This window comes from Plantibacter sp. Leaf314 (assembly GCF_001423185.1).
Taxonomy (GTDB): domain Bacteria; phylum Actinomycetota; class Actinomycetes; order Actinomycetales; family Microbacteriaceae; genus Plantibacter.
Genome location: NZ_LMOB01000001.1, coordinates 1348979 through 1364335 on the forward strand (window position 1 = coordinate 1348979; position 15357 = coordinate 1364335).

Sequence of the window (15357 nt, forward strand, 5' to 3'; positions counted from 1 at the left end):
TCGGTTAGCGGGCGGCGAGGTAGTCGAGCGCGCGGCGCGTCTGCGTCGTCACCTGCTCCGTCTGCAGCGCGCTGAGCGGGCCGCGCGGCGGCCGCGTCGGTCCACCGTAGCTCTCGCCGGCGATGTCGATCGACAGCTTGATGGCCTGCACGAACTCGGTCTTCGAGTCCCAGCCGAAGACGGGCACCAGCTCCCGGTACAGGGTGCGGGCCTCGTCCACCCGGCCGGAGGTGACGAGCGTGTACAGCTCGACCGCTTCGCGCGGGAACGCGTTCGGGTAGCCGGCGAACCAGCCGACGGCACCGGCGACGAGGGATTCGAAGAGGAGGTCGTCGGCTCCGGCGATGACGTCGAGGTCGGTCTTGTCCTGGATCTCCAGCACCCGACGGATGTCCGCCGAGAACTCCTTCACCGCGACGACGTGCTCGAGCTTCGCGAGCTCGACGAGGAGGTCGGGCGTGAGGTCGACCTTGGTGTCGATGGGGTTGTTGTAGGCCATGATCGGCAGGCCGACCTCGTTCACGCGGCTGTAGTGCTCGATGACCTCGTCGTCGTTGGCCCGGTAGATGGTGGGCGGCAGGAGCAGGACACCGTCGGCGCCGTCCTCCTTGGCGTACTCGGCCCACTGCTGCGCCTGGTGCCAGCCCACGCCGTGCACGCCGGCGACGACGAGTCCGCGGTCACCGACGGTGTCGACGGCGACCTGGATCACCTTGCGACGCTCCGCGTCCGTGAGCGAGGAGTACTCGCCGAGGGAACCGTTCGGGCCGACGCCGCGGCAGCCGTTCTCGATGAGCCAGTTGCAGTGCTCGGCGAAGCGGTCGTAGTCGACGGCCAGGCCGGCGGGAGCTGACGCGTCCTCCTTGAACGCGAGGGTGGTCGCGACGATGACGCCGCCGAGGTCGAACTGCTGGGCCATGGGTGGTTCCTTTCCGAGGGTGTGACGCGGCGACCGGTCGGTCAGCCGAGGGGTTCGGTCGACGGGGTCGACGTCGGTTCATGCGGGGCGGGTTCCGGCCCGTGCGCGGCGAGTTCGCCGATGCGGATCGGGGAGGCGATGGGCCGGCGGTCGCTCGAGACGCCGTCGATGAGCCCGTCGCCGCCGGACTCCCGGGCGACGCGGTGCAGCAGCTCCTCGACCGTCCGGCCGCACATCCGGCCCTGGCAGATCCCGAGGCCCGCGCGGGTGCTGAGTTTCAACGAGCGCAGACCGGTCGCGCAGGTGGCGGTCGCCGTGCCGCGGAGGGCACCGTGGTCGACCTCCTCGCAGCGGCAGATGGTGGTGTCGTCCTCGAGCCAGTCGCTCCACCCCTCGCGGATGCCGTGCGCCCGTTCGAGTCGATCGGTGAAGGCCAGGAAGGTGTCGCGACGGCTCACAGCGGAGCGGATGCCGGAGGCTCCCGGCAGACCGCCGGCGGCCGCGTGTCCCGCGATCGCCCCTTCCGCGAGCGCTGCGTCGACCCCGCCGATGCCGGTGATCTCCCCGGCGGCGAAGACGGTCGGGACACTCGTCCGCTGCTCGGCGTCGACCTCGACGAACCGGGTCGGGGTGAGCGCGCATCCGGCGGCGATCGCGAGTTCGAGTCGTGGGGTGAAGCCGTGGCTCACGCAGACGGCGTCGGCCTCCACGGTGCGCTCGGTGCCGGGGATCGGCGACCAGTCGGCGTCGACGGCCGCGATGGTGACCCGTTCGACCCGCTCGGTGCCGTGCGCGGCGACGACGGCGTGACCGACGCGGTACGGGATCCGGTGCCTGAGGTGGCCACCGACGTAGCCGATGAGCTCGCCGACCTTCCCGGTGACGCCGAGCAGCTGCCACGGCTTCGGGAGCCAGCCGGCCGCGAGTCCCCCGACGGTCGTGGCCTCGTAGACGCCGAGGACGCGCGATCCGGTCGCGGTGAGCGAGGCGGCGACCGGCAGGAGGAACGGTCCGGCACCCGCGACGACGACCCGCTGCCCGACGGCCACGCGCTCGCCCTTCGCGAGGGCCTGGGCGGCACCGGCCGAGAACACGCCGGGGAGGTCCCATCCCGGGAACGGGAGGGTGCGGTCGTGCGCGCCGGTCGCGAGGACGAGCGCGTCCGGCCGGAGGGTGAGCGGCGTGCGGTCCGCGCCGTCGGGCGGGCCGACGAGGACGTGGAGGCGCAGCCCGGTCGCCGTGGTGTCGTCGGCGGGGGCGTCGCGGTCGACGTCGATCGCCCACACCTGGGCCTCGGTCACGACCGTGCAGCCGGCGTCGGCGTCGAGCGCGGCGCGTATGGCGAGGAAGCGCTCGAAGCCGTGGTGCAGGGACGCCTCGGCGGCGGACGGACGACTCGCCGGCAGGTGCCGCCAGTACTGACCGCCGAGTTCGTCGGAGGCGTCGAGCAGCGTCACCGACGCGCCGAGCGCCCGGGCGGCGAGGGCGGCCTGCAGCCCGGCCGGGCCGGCGCCGACCACGACGACGTCGCGCCGACGGGCGCTCACGATCGACCCTCGAGCGGCTCGGGCTCGGGTGCAGGTTCGGACACCGGCCGTGGCAGGGCGTCGTGCTGGGTCTCGATGCGGTCGCCGTCGCTCGCCCGACGCTGGCACGCCCGTACGTCCCGCTGACCGTTCACCGTGACGATGCAGTCGAAGCACACGCCGATGCCGCAGAAGACGCCACGAGGCTTCCCGGAACCGCTCGTACGACGCCAGGCGAGGACGCCGGAACCGAGCAGGACGCCGGCGATCGTCTGGCCGCGGAGCCCGTCGACGGGGGTGCCGTCGAGCTCGATGCGCACCGCGTCCTCCGTACCCGGCACGATGCGGTCGCTCGTGGCCGGCAGTCGTCTCGAGACCATCAGGCGACCTCCGCCGCTCGGTCGACGCCGAGGTGGGCGACGAGCCCCTGGCGGTCGAGTTGGAAGGGAGTGTCGTCGAGGGCGGCGGCTCCGCCGAGCAGCCGCGCGGCGATGAGTTCCGCTGTCGCGAGGGCGAGGCCGATGCCGGCGCCCTCGTGGCCGGTGGCGTGCCAGAGGCCGTCCACGCGGTGGTCCGGGCCGATGACCGGGAGGTGGTCGGGCATGTACGGGCGGAACCCGCCGTAGCTGCGCATCACCGAGGCGTCGCGGAGGAACGGGAAGAGGCGCAACGACTTGCCGGCGACCTCACGGAGCACGTCGACGTCGAGCCGGGCGTCGAAGCCGATCTGCTGGCGGCTCGACCCGATCAGGACGGTCCCTGCGGCCGTCGACTCGACGACGCTCGAGGTCTGGAGCGACGCGTCGCTCGACTGGGTGGCGCCGAAGTAGTCGCCGTCGTAGACCTTGTGGTGGACGCGGTGCGGCATACGGGTCGTGACGAGGACCATGCCGCGGCGGGGGCGGACCGGGACGGGTGCACCGAGGACCGCGCCGAGCTCCGCCGACCAGGGGCCGGCACAGACGAGGACCACGTCGGCCGACACGTCGCCGGCCGAGGTCCGGACGCCCGTGAGCCGACCGGTCGCGCTGCGCAGGCCGCCCGTCACCGTGACCCCGGTCCGGACGATCGCGCCCGCCAGCCGCGCCGACGCCAGCAGGGCCTCGGTCGCGATGACCGGCTGGACCTGGGCGTCCTCCGGGTAGTGGACGGCCGCGGTCGACGCCCGGGTGATCGACGGTTCGGCAGCGAGGAGGTCCGCCTCAGTGAGCGGCCTGGCGTCGACCCCGGCGGTGCGCTGCGCGGCGGCGAAGTCGAGGAGTGGTTGCGCGCCGGCCTCGGTGGTGGCGACGACGATCCCGCCCTTGCGCTCGAACTCGACGCTCGGGAAGGTCGGTCCCAGTTCGTCCGTGAGCTCGGCGGTGACGACGGGCCAGAGTCGCGACGCGTACCGGGCGAGGTCGAGTTCGGGGCCCGGTCCCTTGTCGGAGACGAGGAGGTTCCCCTCGCCGGCACCGCTGGTCCCACCCGCCGCGGCCGACCGGTCCAGCACGACCACCTCGGCGCCGCGTCGGGCGAGGATCCGCGCGCAGGCCGCACCGACGATGCCGGCGCCGACGACGACGATGCGGGTCATGGGCGGTCCTTTCGGTCGATACGGGGAAGGCCTGCTCAGTAATGTGTCACACATTCATCGGCTGGGCAAGCGTGCTCTGCGGCGGATCCGGTCCGGACCACGCGGGGTCGTCGCGTTACTCGGCGTCGGACTCCGGCTTGCCGGCCCACCAGCCCGTGGTGTGGCCGATGTGGCGGTGCATGAGGTCGCGGGCTGCCGCACCGTCGCCGCGTTCGAGGGCGTCGAGGAGCTCGTGGTGTTCGGCCGCCGAGCGGTCGAGCTGCTGGGAGTCGAGCATGGCCGCCAGCCCCACCAGTCGGGTGCGCCCGCGGAGGTCCTCGACGAGTTCGACCAGCAGCGGGTTGCCGAGCATGGCCGTGAGCGCGAGGTGGAAGGCCTGGTCGGCCTCGAGGTAGCGGGTCAGGTCGCCGTCGCGTGCACCGGCCACGATGTCGTCGGCCTGACGACGCAGCTCGGGCAGGGACGACGGCTCGAACGTCCCGGCGAGCCGCTCCATCGCCGGTGGCTCCAGCAGCTGCCGGATCTCGGCGGTGTTGCGGAGGGCCGCCTCGCTGACGACCGTGACCCGGAAGCCCTTGTTCCGCACGGCCTCGACGAAGTCGCGCTTCTCGAGGTCGAGCATGGCCTCGCGGACGGGCGTCGCCGAGACGTTGAACTGCACCGCGAGGGTCGGCACCGAGAGCATCGTCCCCGGTGCGAGCTCCCCCGAGATGATCGCCGCCGACACCGCGCGCTCCACCTGTGCTCGCAGGCTCAACCGCTGCTCGGCCGGCCGGATCGCCGTCATGCTCATCGCGACTCCCATCCTTCGTCTCCCACCGTCGTCGCCTCAGATTAGTGGGCGCGCATCCACGCTTCGATGCCCGACGCGTCGATGGGCAGGGCGTCCGACAGCACCTCGGCGCCGGTCGCGGTCAGGAGGAGGTCGTCCTCCAGCCGGACCCCGATACCGCGGAGCTCCGGCGGCACCGTCTCGTCGAAGGCGTGGAAGTACAGGCCCGGTTCGACCGTGAGCACCATGCCCGGAGCCATCGACCCGCCCTGATAGGCCTCGTAGGAGGACATCGCGCAGTCGTGCACGTCGAGCCCGAGGTGGTGTCCGATGCCGCACACGAGGTACCGGCGATGCTGCTGGCCGGTCGCACTCAGCGCCTCGTCGACGGACACCGGGAGCAGCCCCCAGTCGTGGAGGCCCTGCGCGATGACCTCCATCGCCGCGTGGTGGAAGTCGGTGAAGTCACGCCCTGGCCGCACCGCCGCCATACCGGCTCGATGGGACGCCTCGACGAGGTCGTGCACGCTGCGCTGTTCCGGGCTGAACGTCCCGGACACCGGGAAGGTGCGGGTCACGTCGGCCGTGTAGAAGGCCCGCGTCTCCACGCCCATGTCGAGCAGGATCGCGTCCTCCCCCCGGACGGGTCCGTCGCAGCGCACCCAGTGCAGGGTCGGTGCGTGGGCGCCGCTGCCGACGATGGTGGAGTACCCGGGTCCGTTCCCGGTCGTCCGGGCGTGCCGGTCGAAGGTGCCCTGCAGCCACCGTTCCCCGCCGCCCGCCACCGCGGTGGGCAGCTCACGGATCACCGCGGAGAACCCGCCGACCGTCGCGTCCACGGCCCGGCGCAGCTCGGCGATCTCCCACTCGTCCTTGATCATCCGGAGCTCGGACAGGACGCGACCGAGTTCCGGCGAGAGGGTCAGCGGAGTGAGCGCCTCGTGCCGCGACGTCAGACTCCCCGCGAGGAGCGGCCGCTCGGCACCGCGGAGGGCGTCCGGGAGGGCCGACAGCAGCTCGACCCGCAGGTCGAGGACGGCCGACCAGTCGGACGGCCCCGGGGCGGACCCGACCCACAGCTCACCGTGGTTGGCGTCGGCGAAGAAGCCCGTCTCGCCCGGGTGCGCCGGAGCGGGGATGTAGAGCGTCGCATCGTGCCCGGAACCGCTCGGTCGCAGGACCACGACGGCGTCCTCCGCGGAGCACCCCGTTGCCCAGAAGAAGTCGCTGTTCGGCCGGAAGTCGTAGTTCGAGTCGTTGGCGCGGACGGGGGCCCTGCCGGACGCGATCACGAGGGTCCGACCGGGGAAGGCGGCGCTCAACCGCTCCCGATGCGCTGCCGCCGCCGCGGCGATCCCCGGCTCCACCGGGGGCGTGCGGTCGGGCGTGCCCCACCCGGTGCTGAGGAACTCGCGGAACGCGGGCACCTCGGTCAGTCGGGGCAGCCGCGGGTCCGGGGTCGCCGGCTTCGGCATCGAGGCGGCCGGCGCCTCAGCGGTCGCCGGGGCGATACCCGCCACCTGCGCGGTCGTGTCGTCGGGGTCGATCATGCGTGCTCCTCGTCATCGCGACGTCCGCCGCGTTCGTCCACCATCGCGAACAGGCGCCGCACCACGGCGGCGTCCTGGATCCCGTCGTGCTCGTACTCGTTCGTCACCCAGGCTGTGGCGCCTCCCACGGCGTCGACCGTCTCCAACTGGAGCTGGGCGTCGACGTACATGTCGTCGTAGTACACGGCCGCGGCGACGGGCACCGTGCTCGCACGCAGGGTGTCGGGGTCGTACAGCGGATCCCAGTCGGACTTGGTGGCCAGGAGCTCGACGGCGTCCCGGAACGGCCGGAGCGCACGGATCTCCTCGAACATCCACGGGTAGACCATCTCGCCCGTGAAGCGGAGCGGTCTGGCCGTCTCGGCGAAGGCGGGGCGGGCATCGCGTTCGACCTGCGCGGCCCATCCGGTGGCACCGAAGCCCGCCGAGCCGTAGATGCTCTCCTGCAGGGCGATGAACAGGGGGTTGTCGACGTACGAGGTCCTCCCCCACACCTGGGCGAGGAAGGTGTCGCTCAGACGGTCACCGGCGTCGAACGCCTCGTCGAGCAACCAGTGCAGTCGCTCGTACCCCGGCTTCATGCCGAAGTCGATCCCGAGGTTCTGGAAGCGGCGGACCGTCAGCCGGTCCCCGTCGGGCAGGAGGACCTCCTCCTCGGCGAGTCGGTCGGCGATCCGGGAGACGGTGTCGACGTCCTGCGGGTAGCGCTCGGCGAACGCCAGGTTCTTCCGCTCCGTGCGCGGGTAGGTGCGTCGATACACCTCGGCGGCGGAGGGCTGGACGCTCGCGAGACCGCCGGTGACGTAGCAGGCCGCCAAGGCCTCGGGGGCACGGGACAGATAGGTGAGGGTCAGGAATCCGCCGTAGCTCTGCCCGAGTGTCGACCACCGACGGCCGCCGAAGACGGTGCGACGCAAGTACTCGGCGTCGTCGACGATCGAGTCCGCCCGGAAGCGCTCGAGGTACGCGGCCTGCTCGGTCGCGTCGCCGATCGCCGCGATGGACCGACCGTCGATCCTGGTGCTCCGGCCGGTACCGCGCTGGTCGAGCAGGAGGACGCGATGGGAGCGGAGCGCCTCCGCGATCCAGCCGTCGCGCGACACCGGACGCGGGCCCTTGCCGCCTGGACCGCCCTGGAGGAACACCAGGACGGGCAGCTCCTCGCCGCGCCGGACGGGGTCGACGAGCTCCCGCGCGAACAGCGAGATGGTGCGCCCGTCGTCCGGGTGTCGCCAGTCGAGCGGGACGTCCACGGTGTGGTCGGTGACCGCGATCCCCGGAAGCAGGTACGTGGTGGTGCGGTGGGTCATGCGTCGGTCCTTCCGGCGGCGCCTGTGGACGTCCGCTCCTGTTCGAGCATGGTGGCACGGGCGGCCTCCCAGCTCGGGTCGATCGTGGGCACGGCGGCGAGCAGGGTCTTCGTGTACTCGTCCTGCGGGTCGTCGAAGATCGCTTCGCGACTCCCCTGCTCGACCACCCGGCCCCGGTGCATCACGGCGACGTCGTGGGCGATCTGCCGCACCACGGCGAGGTCGTGGGCGATGAAGAGGTAGCTGAGTCCGCGTTCGGCCTGCAGGTCGCGGAGCAGGTCGATGATGCGCGCCTGCACCGAGACGTCGAGCGCCGAGACCGCCTCGTCGCAGATGACGAGCTTCGGGGAGACGGCGAGCGCGCGGGCGATCCCGATGCGCTGGGCCTGCCCGCCGGAGAACTGCCGGGGGTAGCGCTGGAGGTGGTCGGGGTTGAGGCCGACCCGGTCGAGGAGGTCCCGCACGAGGGCGCGTTTGCCCTGCTTCGGGGTGATGCCCTGGTAGTCGAGTGGCGCCGAGACGATCCGTTCGACCGTGTGCCGCGGGTTCAGCGAGGAGAACGGGTCCTGGAAGACGACCTGCACCTTGGTGCGGAACGCGGCGAGCGCCGGCCCCTTGGCCGTGGTGACGTCCTCACCGTCGAAGGTGATGGTGCCGGCGGTCGGCTCGATGAGTTTGGCGATCATGCGGGCGGTCGTGGACTTGCCGCTGCCCGATTCGCCGACGATGCCGAGCGTCTCGCCGGAGCGCACCGAGAACGCGACGTCGTCCACGGCACGGAACCGGGTCGTCCGTGCGCGGATCGCTCCGTCGCCCTTCGTCGTGAAGTCCTTCGTGAGCCCCTCGGCGCGGAGGAGCACCCCGGTGTCGTTCATGCTCGTGCCTCTCCGGTGGTGGTGGTCCTCGCGGGCCGTTCGGTGAACGCGTCGTCGATCCGCGGGAGGGCGTCGAGGAGGGCGCGGGTGTACGGCTCCCTGGGGTGCGAGAAGATCTCCTCCGCACTGCCCGTCTCGACGGGGTCGCCGCCACGCATGACGAGCACGTCGTCGGCGACCTGGCTGACCACCGCGAGGTCGTGGGTGATGAAGATCATCCCGGCGCCGGTCTCACGTTGCAGCTCCGAGAGCAGCTCGAGGATCTGGGCCTGGACCGTGACGTCGAGCGCGGTCGTCGGCTCGTCGGCGATGAGGAGGTCGGGTTCCAGACACAGCGCCATCGCGATCATGATGCGTTGCCGCATGCCGCCGGAGAACTGGTGCGGGTAGTGGTCGACGCGTCTGGCGGCGTCGGCGATGCGCACCCGTTCGAGCGCGTCGATCGTGACGGCTCTGGCGGCCTTCCGCGATCCCCCGCGGTGCGCGCGGTACGCCTCCTCGATCTGCAGCCCGACCGTGTAGTACGGATTGAGCGAGGAGAGCGGGTCCTGGAAGACCATCGCGATCCGGTCGCCGCGCACGCGACGCATCTCGCGGTCGCTCCGCCCGACGAGCTCGTGGCCGCTCAGCCGGACGCTGCCGGTCGTCCGGCCACCGCTCGGGAGCAGGCCCATGATGGCGAGCGACGTCATCGACTTGCCGGAGCCGGACTCGCCCACGATGCCGAGCGTCTGCCCGTGTTGGACGGAGAACGACGCCTTCCGCACCACGTCGACGTCGCCGGCCGTGGTGGGGAAGGTGACCGTGAGGTCGTCGACCTCGAGGAGCGACGCCCCGGGGACGGGCAGGGAGATGGTCCTGGTGACGGTGGGGCTCATGCGCTCTTCACTCTCACTCTCGGGTCGAGGACCGTGTACACGACGTCGACCACCACGTTGCCGATGACGACGAAGAACGCCGCCAGCAGGGTGACGCCCATGATCACGGGCTGGTCGTTCTTGGCGATCGAGTCGGCGGCCAACTTGCCGACGCCGTTCAGGCCGAAGACCGTCTCCGTGATGAGCGCACCGCCGAGGAGTCCGGCGAAGTCCATGCCGAACAGGGTGACGACGGGGGTGAGCGCCGGTCGCAGGGCGTGGCGGCGCAGGATGAGCGGCGCTGGCAGGCCCTTCGCGCGGGCGGTCCGCATGAAGTTCTCGCCGAGCGTGTCGATGACGTTGGCGCGGACGAGCCTCGCGTACATCGACGCGTAGCCCAGGGCGAGCACGATCCACGGCATCAGGTAGTTCTGGAACCAGCGCACGGGGTCCTCGGCGAACGGGACCGCCTGCGGGAACGGCAGGATCTGCAGTTGCACCACGAGGACGTACTGCAGCAGGAGCGCGAGGAAGTAGTTCGGCAGGCTGATGCCGGCGAGGGCAACCATCATCGCCCCGCGGTCCCAGCCGGTGCCCTGCTTGACCGCGCTGAGCAGGCCGCCGCTGACGCCGACGAGCAGCCACAGCACCGCGGCGCCGACGGCGACGGTCACGGTCACGGGGAAGCGTGCGACGATCATGTCCATGACCGACTCGTTGGTCTGGAAGCTGAAGCCGAGGCACGGTGCCGCGCAGGAGACCGCAGAGGCCCCTTCGCCGTAGCTCCGGCCCATGACGAGCCCGCGGAGGAACTCGAGGTACTGCTGCCAGAACGGCTGGTCCAGCCCGAGCTGCGCACGGATCTGGTCGATCCGGTCGGGCGTGCAGGTCTTGCCGCAGATCTGCACCGCCGGGTCCGGCGAGAGCAGGAAGAAGATCATGTAGGTGAAGAGGCTGATGAGGAGGAGGATGCCGATCGCCGAGGCGATGCGACGCAGCAGGTAGAGGGTCATGAGGCGGCGTCTCCCGAGTCGAGGGCCTTGCGCAGGTGGTCGCCGAGCACGGTGAACGACAGCACGGTGAGGAACAGGAAGGTGCCGGGGATGAGGAAGTACATCGGGTCGACCGCGTACCAGCCGACCGCGCTGGCGATCATCTGGCCCCAGCTCGGCGTGGGCGGCGTGACGCCGACGCCGAGGAACGACAGGCCGGCCTCCGTGCCGATGAAGCCCGGCACGGCGAGCGTGGCCAGGACGATGATGGTGCCGCGGAGGTTCGGCAGGATCTCGCGGAACACGATGCGGATGCCCCCGGCGCCCGAGGCGCGCGCCGACTCGACGAACTCGCTCGTCCGCAAGGACATCGCCTGACCGCGCACGACGCGGGCGGTGTACGGCCAACCGAAGATGCTCAGCACCACGACGAGGAGGACCGGCCGGTTGCCCGCCGGCAGTGCCGACAGGAGCGCGATCATGAAGATGAGCGACGGGAACGCCATGAGGAAGTCCATGACGCGGGAGACGACCTGGTCGACCCACCCGCCGTAGAAGCCGGCGAGCATGCCGAGCACGACGCCGAGCACGGTCGTGACGATCGTCGCCGAGACGGCGATCGACAGCGACACCTGCGCACCGAAGGCGATGCGCGCGAAGATGTCGCGTCCGTTCCCGGGTTCGACCCCGAACCAGTGCTCGCCGGAGATCCCGCCGAGCGCACCGATCGGCACGCCGCCGAGGTCGGAGTCCACCGCCGACTTGTCGAAGGTGTACGGACCCCAGCCGCTGATCGCGGTGATCAGCGGGGCGAGGATCGCGAGCAGCACGACGAGCACGATGAAGGTGACGCTGAGCAGCACCGGGGGGCTCTTGCGGAGGGTGGCGATCACCCGCCGCGCGGGGGTGGGCGCACCGGCCGGCGCACCCACCTCCTCGGCGACGGTGGTCAGCTCACTGGGAACGGACGACGACATCTGCGGCTACCGGCCTTCCGACTACTCGCCGGCCGAGGACAGGCCGACGGACACGTAGTCGATACCGCCGGAGTAGCCGGCGTGGGAGTACGCACCGGCGACGTTGGCGCCGACGACCATGACGGTCTTCTCGAAGAGCAGCGGCACGGTCGGGACGAGCTGCTGGATCTGCTCGTCGAGCGCACCCCACGCGGCGTTCGCCTCATCGGTGTCGGTCATCGCGCGGATCTCGGCGATGCGCTGGTTGACGGCCGGGTCGTTCAGCTGGGCGATGTTGGAGTTGCCCTTCGGGAAGATCTGCGAACCGTCGAAGAGCGGCGGCAGGAAGGTCGAGCCGGAGGCCCAGTCCGGGCACCAACCGGTGATGGCGGCGTCGTTCTGCTGCGACGTCGTTCCGATGACCTCGTAGTAGGTCGAGGTGTCGATGAGGTTGAAGTTCACCGTGATGCCCGCCTTCGCGAGCGCCTGCTGCACCGCCTCGGCCTGCGCCTGCATCTTGGGCTGGCTGCGGATGTCGAGGGTGAAGGAGAAGCCGTCGGGGAGGCCCGCCTCGGCGAGGAGTTCCTTGGCCTTCTCCGGGTCGCCGGCGTTGTCCTTGCTCGGGTAGAGGTCGAAGTCGGTCTGACCGGCGACGGTCGGCGGCAGCATGGTGGTCGCGATGTCCGCGAGCTGCGAACCGCCCGAGGCGTCCTTCACCGACTCGCGGTCGATGGCGTAGGCGATGGCCTGGCGGACGAGCGGGTTGTCCATGTTGGGCTTCGTGGTGTTCAGGCCCATGTACGTGGTGCAGCCCTGGAGGCCGGAGATGGTGCGCGCCTTCAGCGCGGGCGTCTGGATCCGGGAGATGGAGGCCGCCTGCACGGATCCGGCGATGGCGTTGGCGTCGTCACCCTGGCCGGCGATCATGCGCTCGTCGATGGTCGAGGCGTCGAGGCCGAAGGTGAAGTCGAAGCCGTCCGGGTAGGCCTTGCGGACGTCGTCCGTCTTCGCGTCCCACTCGTCGTTGCGGACGAGCTTCAGCTGCGAACCGCGCTCGTAGCTCTCGACCTTGTACGGGCCGGAGGAGATCGGCATCTTGTCGAGGCTCGTCGTCGTCACCCGCTCGGTGTCGGCCGGGAACGGGACGAAGCTGTTCTGTCCGACGACGCTCGCGAAGTCGGCGAAGGGCTCCTTGAGGCTGAAGACGATGGTCTTGTCGTCCGGCGTCTGGATGGACGGCAGGTCACCGGTGATGTACGGACCCTCGTACGTGTCCGCGCCGGCGATGGTGAGGCGGGCGTAGGGCGACCCGACGGCGATGGCCGGGTCGAAGGAGCGCTCGACGCCGAACTTGACGTCTGCGCTCGTGATGGGGGTGCCGTCCTCGAACTTGAGGTCGTCCTTCAGCGTGAAGGTCCACTGGAGGCCGTCGTCGCTCACGGTGCCGAGGTCGGTCGCGAGGTCGGGGACCATCTCGGTGCCTTTGGCCCCTTCGCCCGTGGACTGCGTCGTCAACGTGCGGTAGATGAGGCGGTAGAAGTTGTTCACGCCACCGTCGAAGCCCTGGACCGGGTCGAGGTGGGAGAAGTCCGCGTTCAGGAGGACGTCGACGGTGCCTCCCTTGACCGGGGTGCTGGAGGGGCCCTCACCCGCCGAGCCCGAGCCCGCGGAGGTACACCCCGCGAGGAGGAGGACGGCCGCCGCCGCGAGGGCGGGGATGGAGAATCGTTGCTTCATGACGCTCTGCTTTCGTGTGGATCGGGCGGATGCCCGCGGATGGAGAGGGTGGAGCGGTGCGAGGGGAACGGGTCGAGGAAGGTCAGCGAGTGCGGAACCACACGCGCATGGCGCCGGGTCCGCGGTTGCCCCAGAGGGCGTAGGGGATGAGGGTCGCGGTGGTCTCGCGCATCGGCTCGGCGGGCGGTGGTGTCGCTCCAGCGGGCGTCGAGCCGCCGCCGGTCAGCGCCGGGTAGAGCACGGCCGGTGCCGGGGCGTCCGCCATGGCCGGGAGGAGGAGCGCGACGGCGTCGATGCGCTCGGTCTCGAGGATGCGGCGGTGCTCGACGACGGCGCGATCGGCGTCCGCCGGTAAGAGGCGGAGCAGGTCGAGGTCGGTCGTGCCGTCCTCCTGCTCGGCGCAGTAGACGACCGGTCCGCGCGCGAACGCCAGTGATCCGCGGAGGGCGTCGACCGAGGGGTGCGCGCCGTGCGCCCGGACCGGCATCGGGAGGTCGAGTTCGACCCGCTCCCCCGCCGTCCATCGGCGGGTGAGGCGGATCCAGCCGTCGACCGGTCGGGCGTCCACGGACTCACCGGCGACACGGACGGTGGCGTCCGTCGCCCAGCCGGGCACCCGCAGGGCGAGCTCGACCTCGGCGGTGTCGGCGGCGTCGACCGTGACGACGACCGAGCCGTCCCACGGGTACGCGGTGTCGACCGTGCAGCTGAAGCGCTCGGTCTCGATGGTCGCCGCGGTGTACTGGGCGAGCTCGATCCCCACCGGGGTGACCACGGCGAGGTGGTCCTGGAGCTCGGCGGTCCAGCGCACGATGTTCGGCGGGCAGCACGGGCAGCCGAACCAGCTGCGACGGAGCAGTCCGCCGTCGGGCTCCGCCCCGGAACGCTGGAGGTGGTCGGGTCGACGCTGGAGCGGGTTGTCGTAGAAGAAGGCCGTACCGTCGGCCGAGAGTCCGGCGGCGTAGGCGTTGTAGAGGACGGTCTCGAAGGTGTCGAGCACGGCTGCCGAACCCGTCGCGAGGTACATCCGCCAGGACCACTGCATGACCGCGATGGCGGCGCAGGTCTCGCTGTACGAGCGCTCGGAGGGGAGCTCGTACCGGTCGCCGATCGCCTCGTCGGAGTGGCGACTCCCGAGCCCGCCGGTGAAGTAGAGCTTCGTCTCGACCATGTCGTCCCAGAGACGCTGCAGGGCTGCGAGGAGGCCGTCGTCGCCCTGTTCGAGCGCGACGTCCGCGGCGCCGGCGGCCAGGTAGGCCATCCGGACGGCGTGGCCGGTCACGGAGTCCAGCTCGCGGAGCGGCGCCGAGTCCTGGAAGTACTCCGCCGGGAAGACCCGGAGTTCGACGGTGCCGTGGCCGCGACGGTCCACGAAGGCGGACGCCAACTCGAGGTAGGACCGCTCGCCCGTCTCACGGAACAGCTCGACGAGCGCCATCTCCACCTCGGGGTGCCCGCACACCTGTGGGTCGCCGTCCGGTCCGAACCGTCGGACGGCGAGATCGGCGAACGCCCGCGCGACGTCCAGCAGACGCCCGTCGCCGAGCCTCCGCTGTGCGGCCACGGCTGCCTGGATGAGGTGGCCGAGGTTGTAGAGCTCGTGCCCCCAGGCCAGGTCCTCCCAGGGCTCCTTGTCGATCTCGGGCGCCTGGAAGTAGGAGTTCAGGTAGCCGTCCTCTCGTTGGGCGGCCTGGATGACGGCGACGGCCTCCTCGTAGAAGTCGCGGACCGTTCGGGTGACCTCGTCATCGCCGTCGTCCTCGGCGAGCAGGTAGGCGAGCCCCTCGAGGGTCTTGAACACGTCGGTGTCGAGGAACGGGTAGCGGCCCCGGAAGGCACCCGTCGCGTCCTCGGGATCGGCGACCCTGGCGAGGTTGTCGAGGTTGCCGGCGAGTCGGAGCTGCTCGATCGCGTGCGGCGCGGTCGCCCGGCGGTTCCGCCGCTGCCACGCGCCGAGTTCACCCTCGCCCAACCGGACCCGTCCGGCGGCCACGGGAACACGGTGTCCGGCGACGGGGTGGACGGCACCTGCCTCGCGATCCGCGCGCACGGCGGCGCTCGCTGTTCGGGCGTCTTCATCGAAGCTCATGGGCGACAGGCCTTTCTGTACCGTGTGACACAGTACACCGATACCGGTTTGTGGTGGGTGACACATTACTCACTCGCTCCGGCGGACTGTCAAGCGCCGACGACCGATCCCAGGAGACGGAAACACCGCCGTAACGCAGGCCACTCAGCGAGTGCGGAGCCTCATGCGCTAGGGTTGAACCACTTGCGTTCGATCGCA

13 protein-coding genes are annotated in these 15357 nt (G+C 71.1%); all 13 read right to left on the minus strand.

Features of this window, described 5'->3' with window-relative positions; all coding sequences use genetic code 11:
* Positions 1 to 4: 4 nt before the first annotated feature.
* The 13 genes from ASF68_RS06330 to ASF68_RS06390 all read right to left on the minus strand — a co-directional run bounded on the left by ASF68_RS06330 (position 5) and on the right by ASF68_RS06390 (position 15159).
* On the minus strand, positions 5 to 919 hold the full coding sequence (locus ASF68_RS06330) for a dihydrodipicolinate synthase family protein (RefSeq protein ID WP_056008281.1): 915 nt from the start codon (positions 917 to 919) through the stop codon (positions 5 to 7).
* 41 nt (positions 920 to 960) lie between these two features.
* The gene (locus tag ASF68_RS06335; RefSeq protein ID WP_056008284.1) at positions 961 to 2466 is read right to left on the minus strand and encodes an NAD(P)/FAD-dependent oxidoreductase; all 1506 of its coding nucleotides are present in this window, start codon (positions 2464 to 2466) and stop codon (positions 961 to 963) included.
* On the minus strand, positions 2463 to 2825 hold the full coding sequence (locus ASF68_RS06340) for a (2Fe-2S)-binding protein (protein ID WP_056008287.1): 363 nt from the start codon (positions 2823 to 2825) through the stop codon (positions 2463 to 2465). Before ASF68_RS06340 ends, ASF68_RS06335 begins: the two co-directional genes overlap by 4 nt.
* Positions 2825 to 4021, minus strand: a complete 1197-nt coding sequence (locus ASF68_RS06345) for an FAD-binding oxidoreductase (RefSeq protein WP_056008290.1) — start codon at positions 4019 to 4021, stop codon at positions 2825 to 2827. The genes ASF68_RS06340 and ASF68_RS06345 overlap by 1 nt, the downstream gene beginning before the upstream one ends.
* A 115-nt stretch (positions 4022 to 4136) precedes the next feature.
* On the minus strand, positions 4137 to 4814 hold the full coding sequence (locus ASF68_RS06350) for a GntR family transcriptional regulator (RefSeq protein WP_056008294.1): 678 nt from the start codon (positions 4812 to 4814) through the stop codon (positions 4137 to 4139).
* Between the two features lie 41 nt (positions 4815 to 4855).
* The gene (locus ASF68_RS06355; RefSeq protein ID WP_369796423.1) at positions 4856 to 6343 is read right to left on the minus strand and encodes an aminopeptidase P family protein; all 1488 of its coding nucleotides are present in this window, start codon (positions 6341 to 6343) and stop codon (positions 4856 to 4858) included.
* Entirely contained in the window at positions 6340 to 7653 is a 1314-nt protein-coding gene (locus ASF68_RS06360) for an alpha/beta fold hydrolase (RefSeq protein WP_056008297.1), read from the minus strand. The genes ASF68_RS06355 and ASF68_RS06360 overlap by 4 nt, the downstream gene beginning before the upstream one ends.
* Entirely contained in the window at positions 7650 to 8528 is an 879-nt protein-coding gene (locus ASF68_RS06365) for an ABC transporter ATP-binding protein (protein WP_056008300.1), read from the minus strand. The genes ASF68_RS06360 and ASF68_RS06365 overlap by 4 nt, the downstream gene beginning before the upstream one ends.
* Entirely contained in the window at positions 8525 to 9406 is an 882-nt protein-coding gene (locus ASF68_RS06370) for an ABC transporter ATP-binding protein (RefSeq protein ID WP_056008302.1), read from the minus strand. Before ASF68_RS06370 ends, ASF68_RS06365 begins: the two co-directional genes overlap by 4 nt.
* Entirely contained in the window at positions 9403 to 10398 is a 996-nt protein-coding gene (locus tag ASF68_RS06375) for an ABC transporter permease (RefSeq protein ID WP_056008304.1), read from the minus strand. Before ASF68_RS06375 ends, ASF68_RS06370 begins: the two co-directional genes overlap by 4 nt.
* Positions 10395 to 11354, minus strand: a complete 960-nt coding sequence (locus tag ASF68_RS06380; protein WP_082455902.1) for an ABC transporter permease — start codon at positions 11352 to 11354, stop codon at positions 10395 to 10397. Before ASF68_RS06380 ends, ASF68_RS06375 begins: the two co-directional genes overlap by 4 nt.
* A gap of 21 nt (positions 11355 to 11375) precedes the next feature.
* Positions 11376 to 13070, minus strand: coding sequence for an ABC transporter substrate-binding protein (locus tag ASF68_RS06385; protein WP_056008308.1), 1695 nt, complete (start codon positions 13068 to 13070; stop codon positions 11376 to 11378).
* Positions 13071 to 13152: 82 nt separating this feature from the next.
* A complete protein-coding gene (locus ASF68_RS06390) occupies positions 13153 to 15159 on the minus strand; it encodes a glycoside hydrolase family 127 protein (protein WP_056008311.1) in 2007 nt (668 codons plus the stop codon).
* Positions 15160 to 15357: the final 198 nt, after the last annotated feature.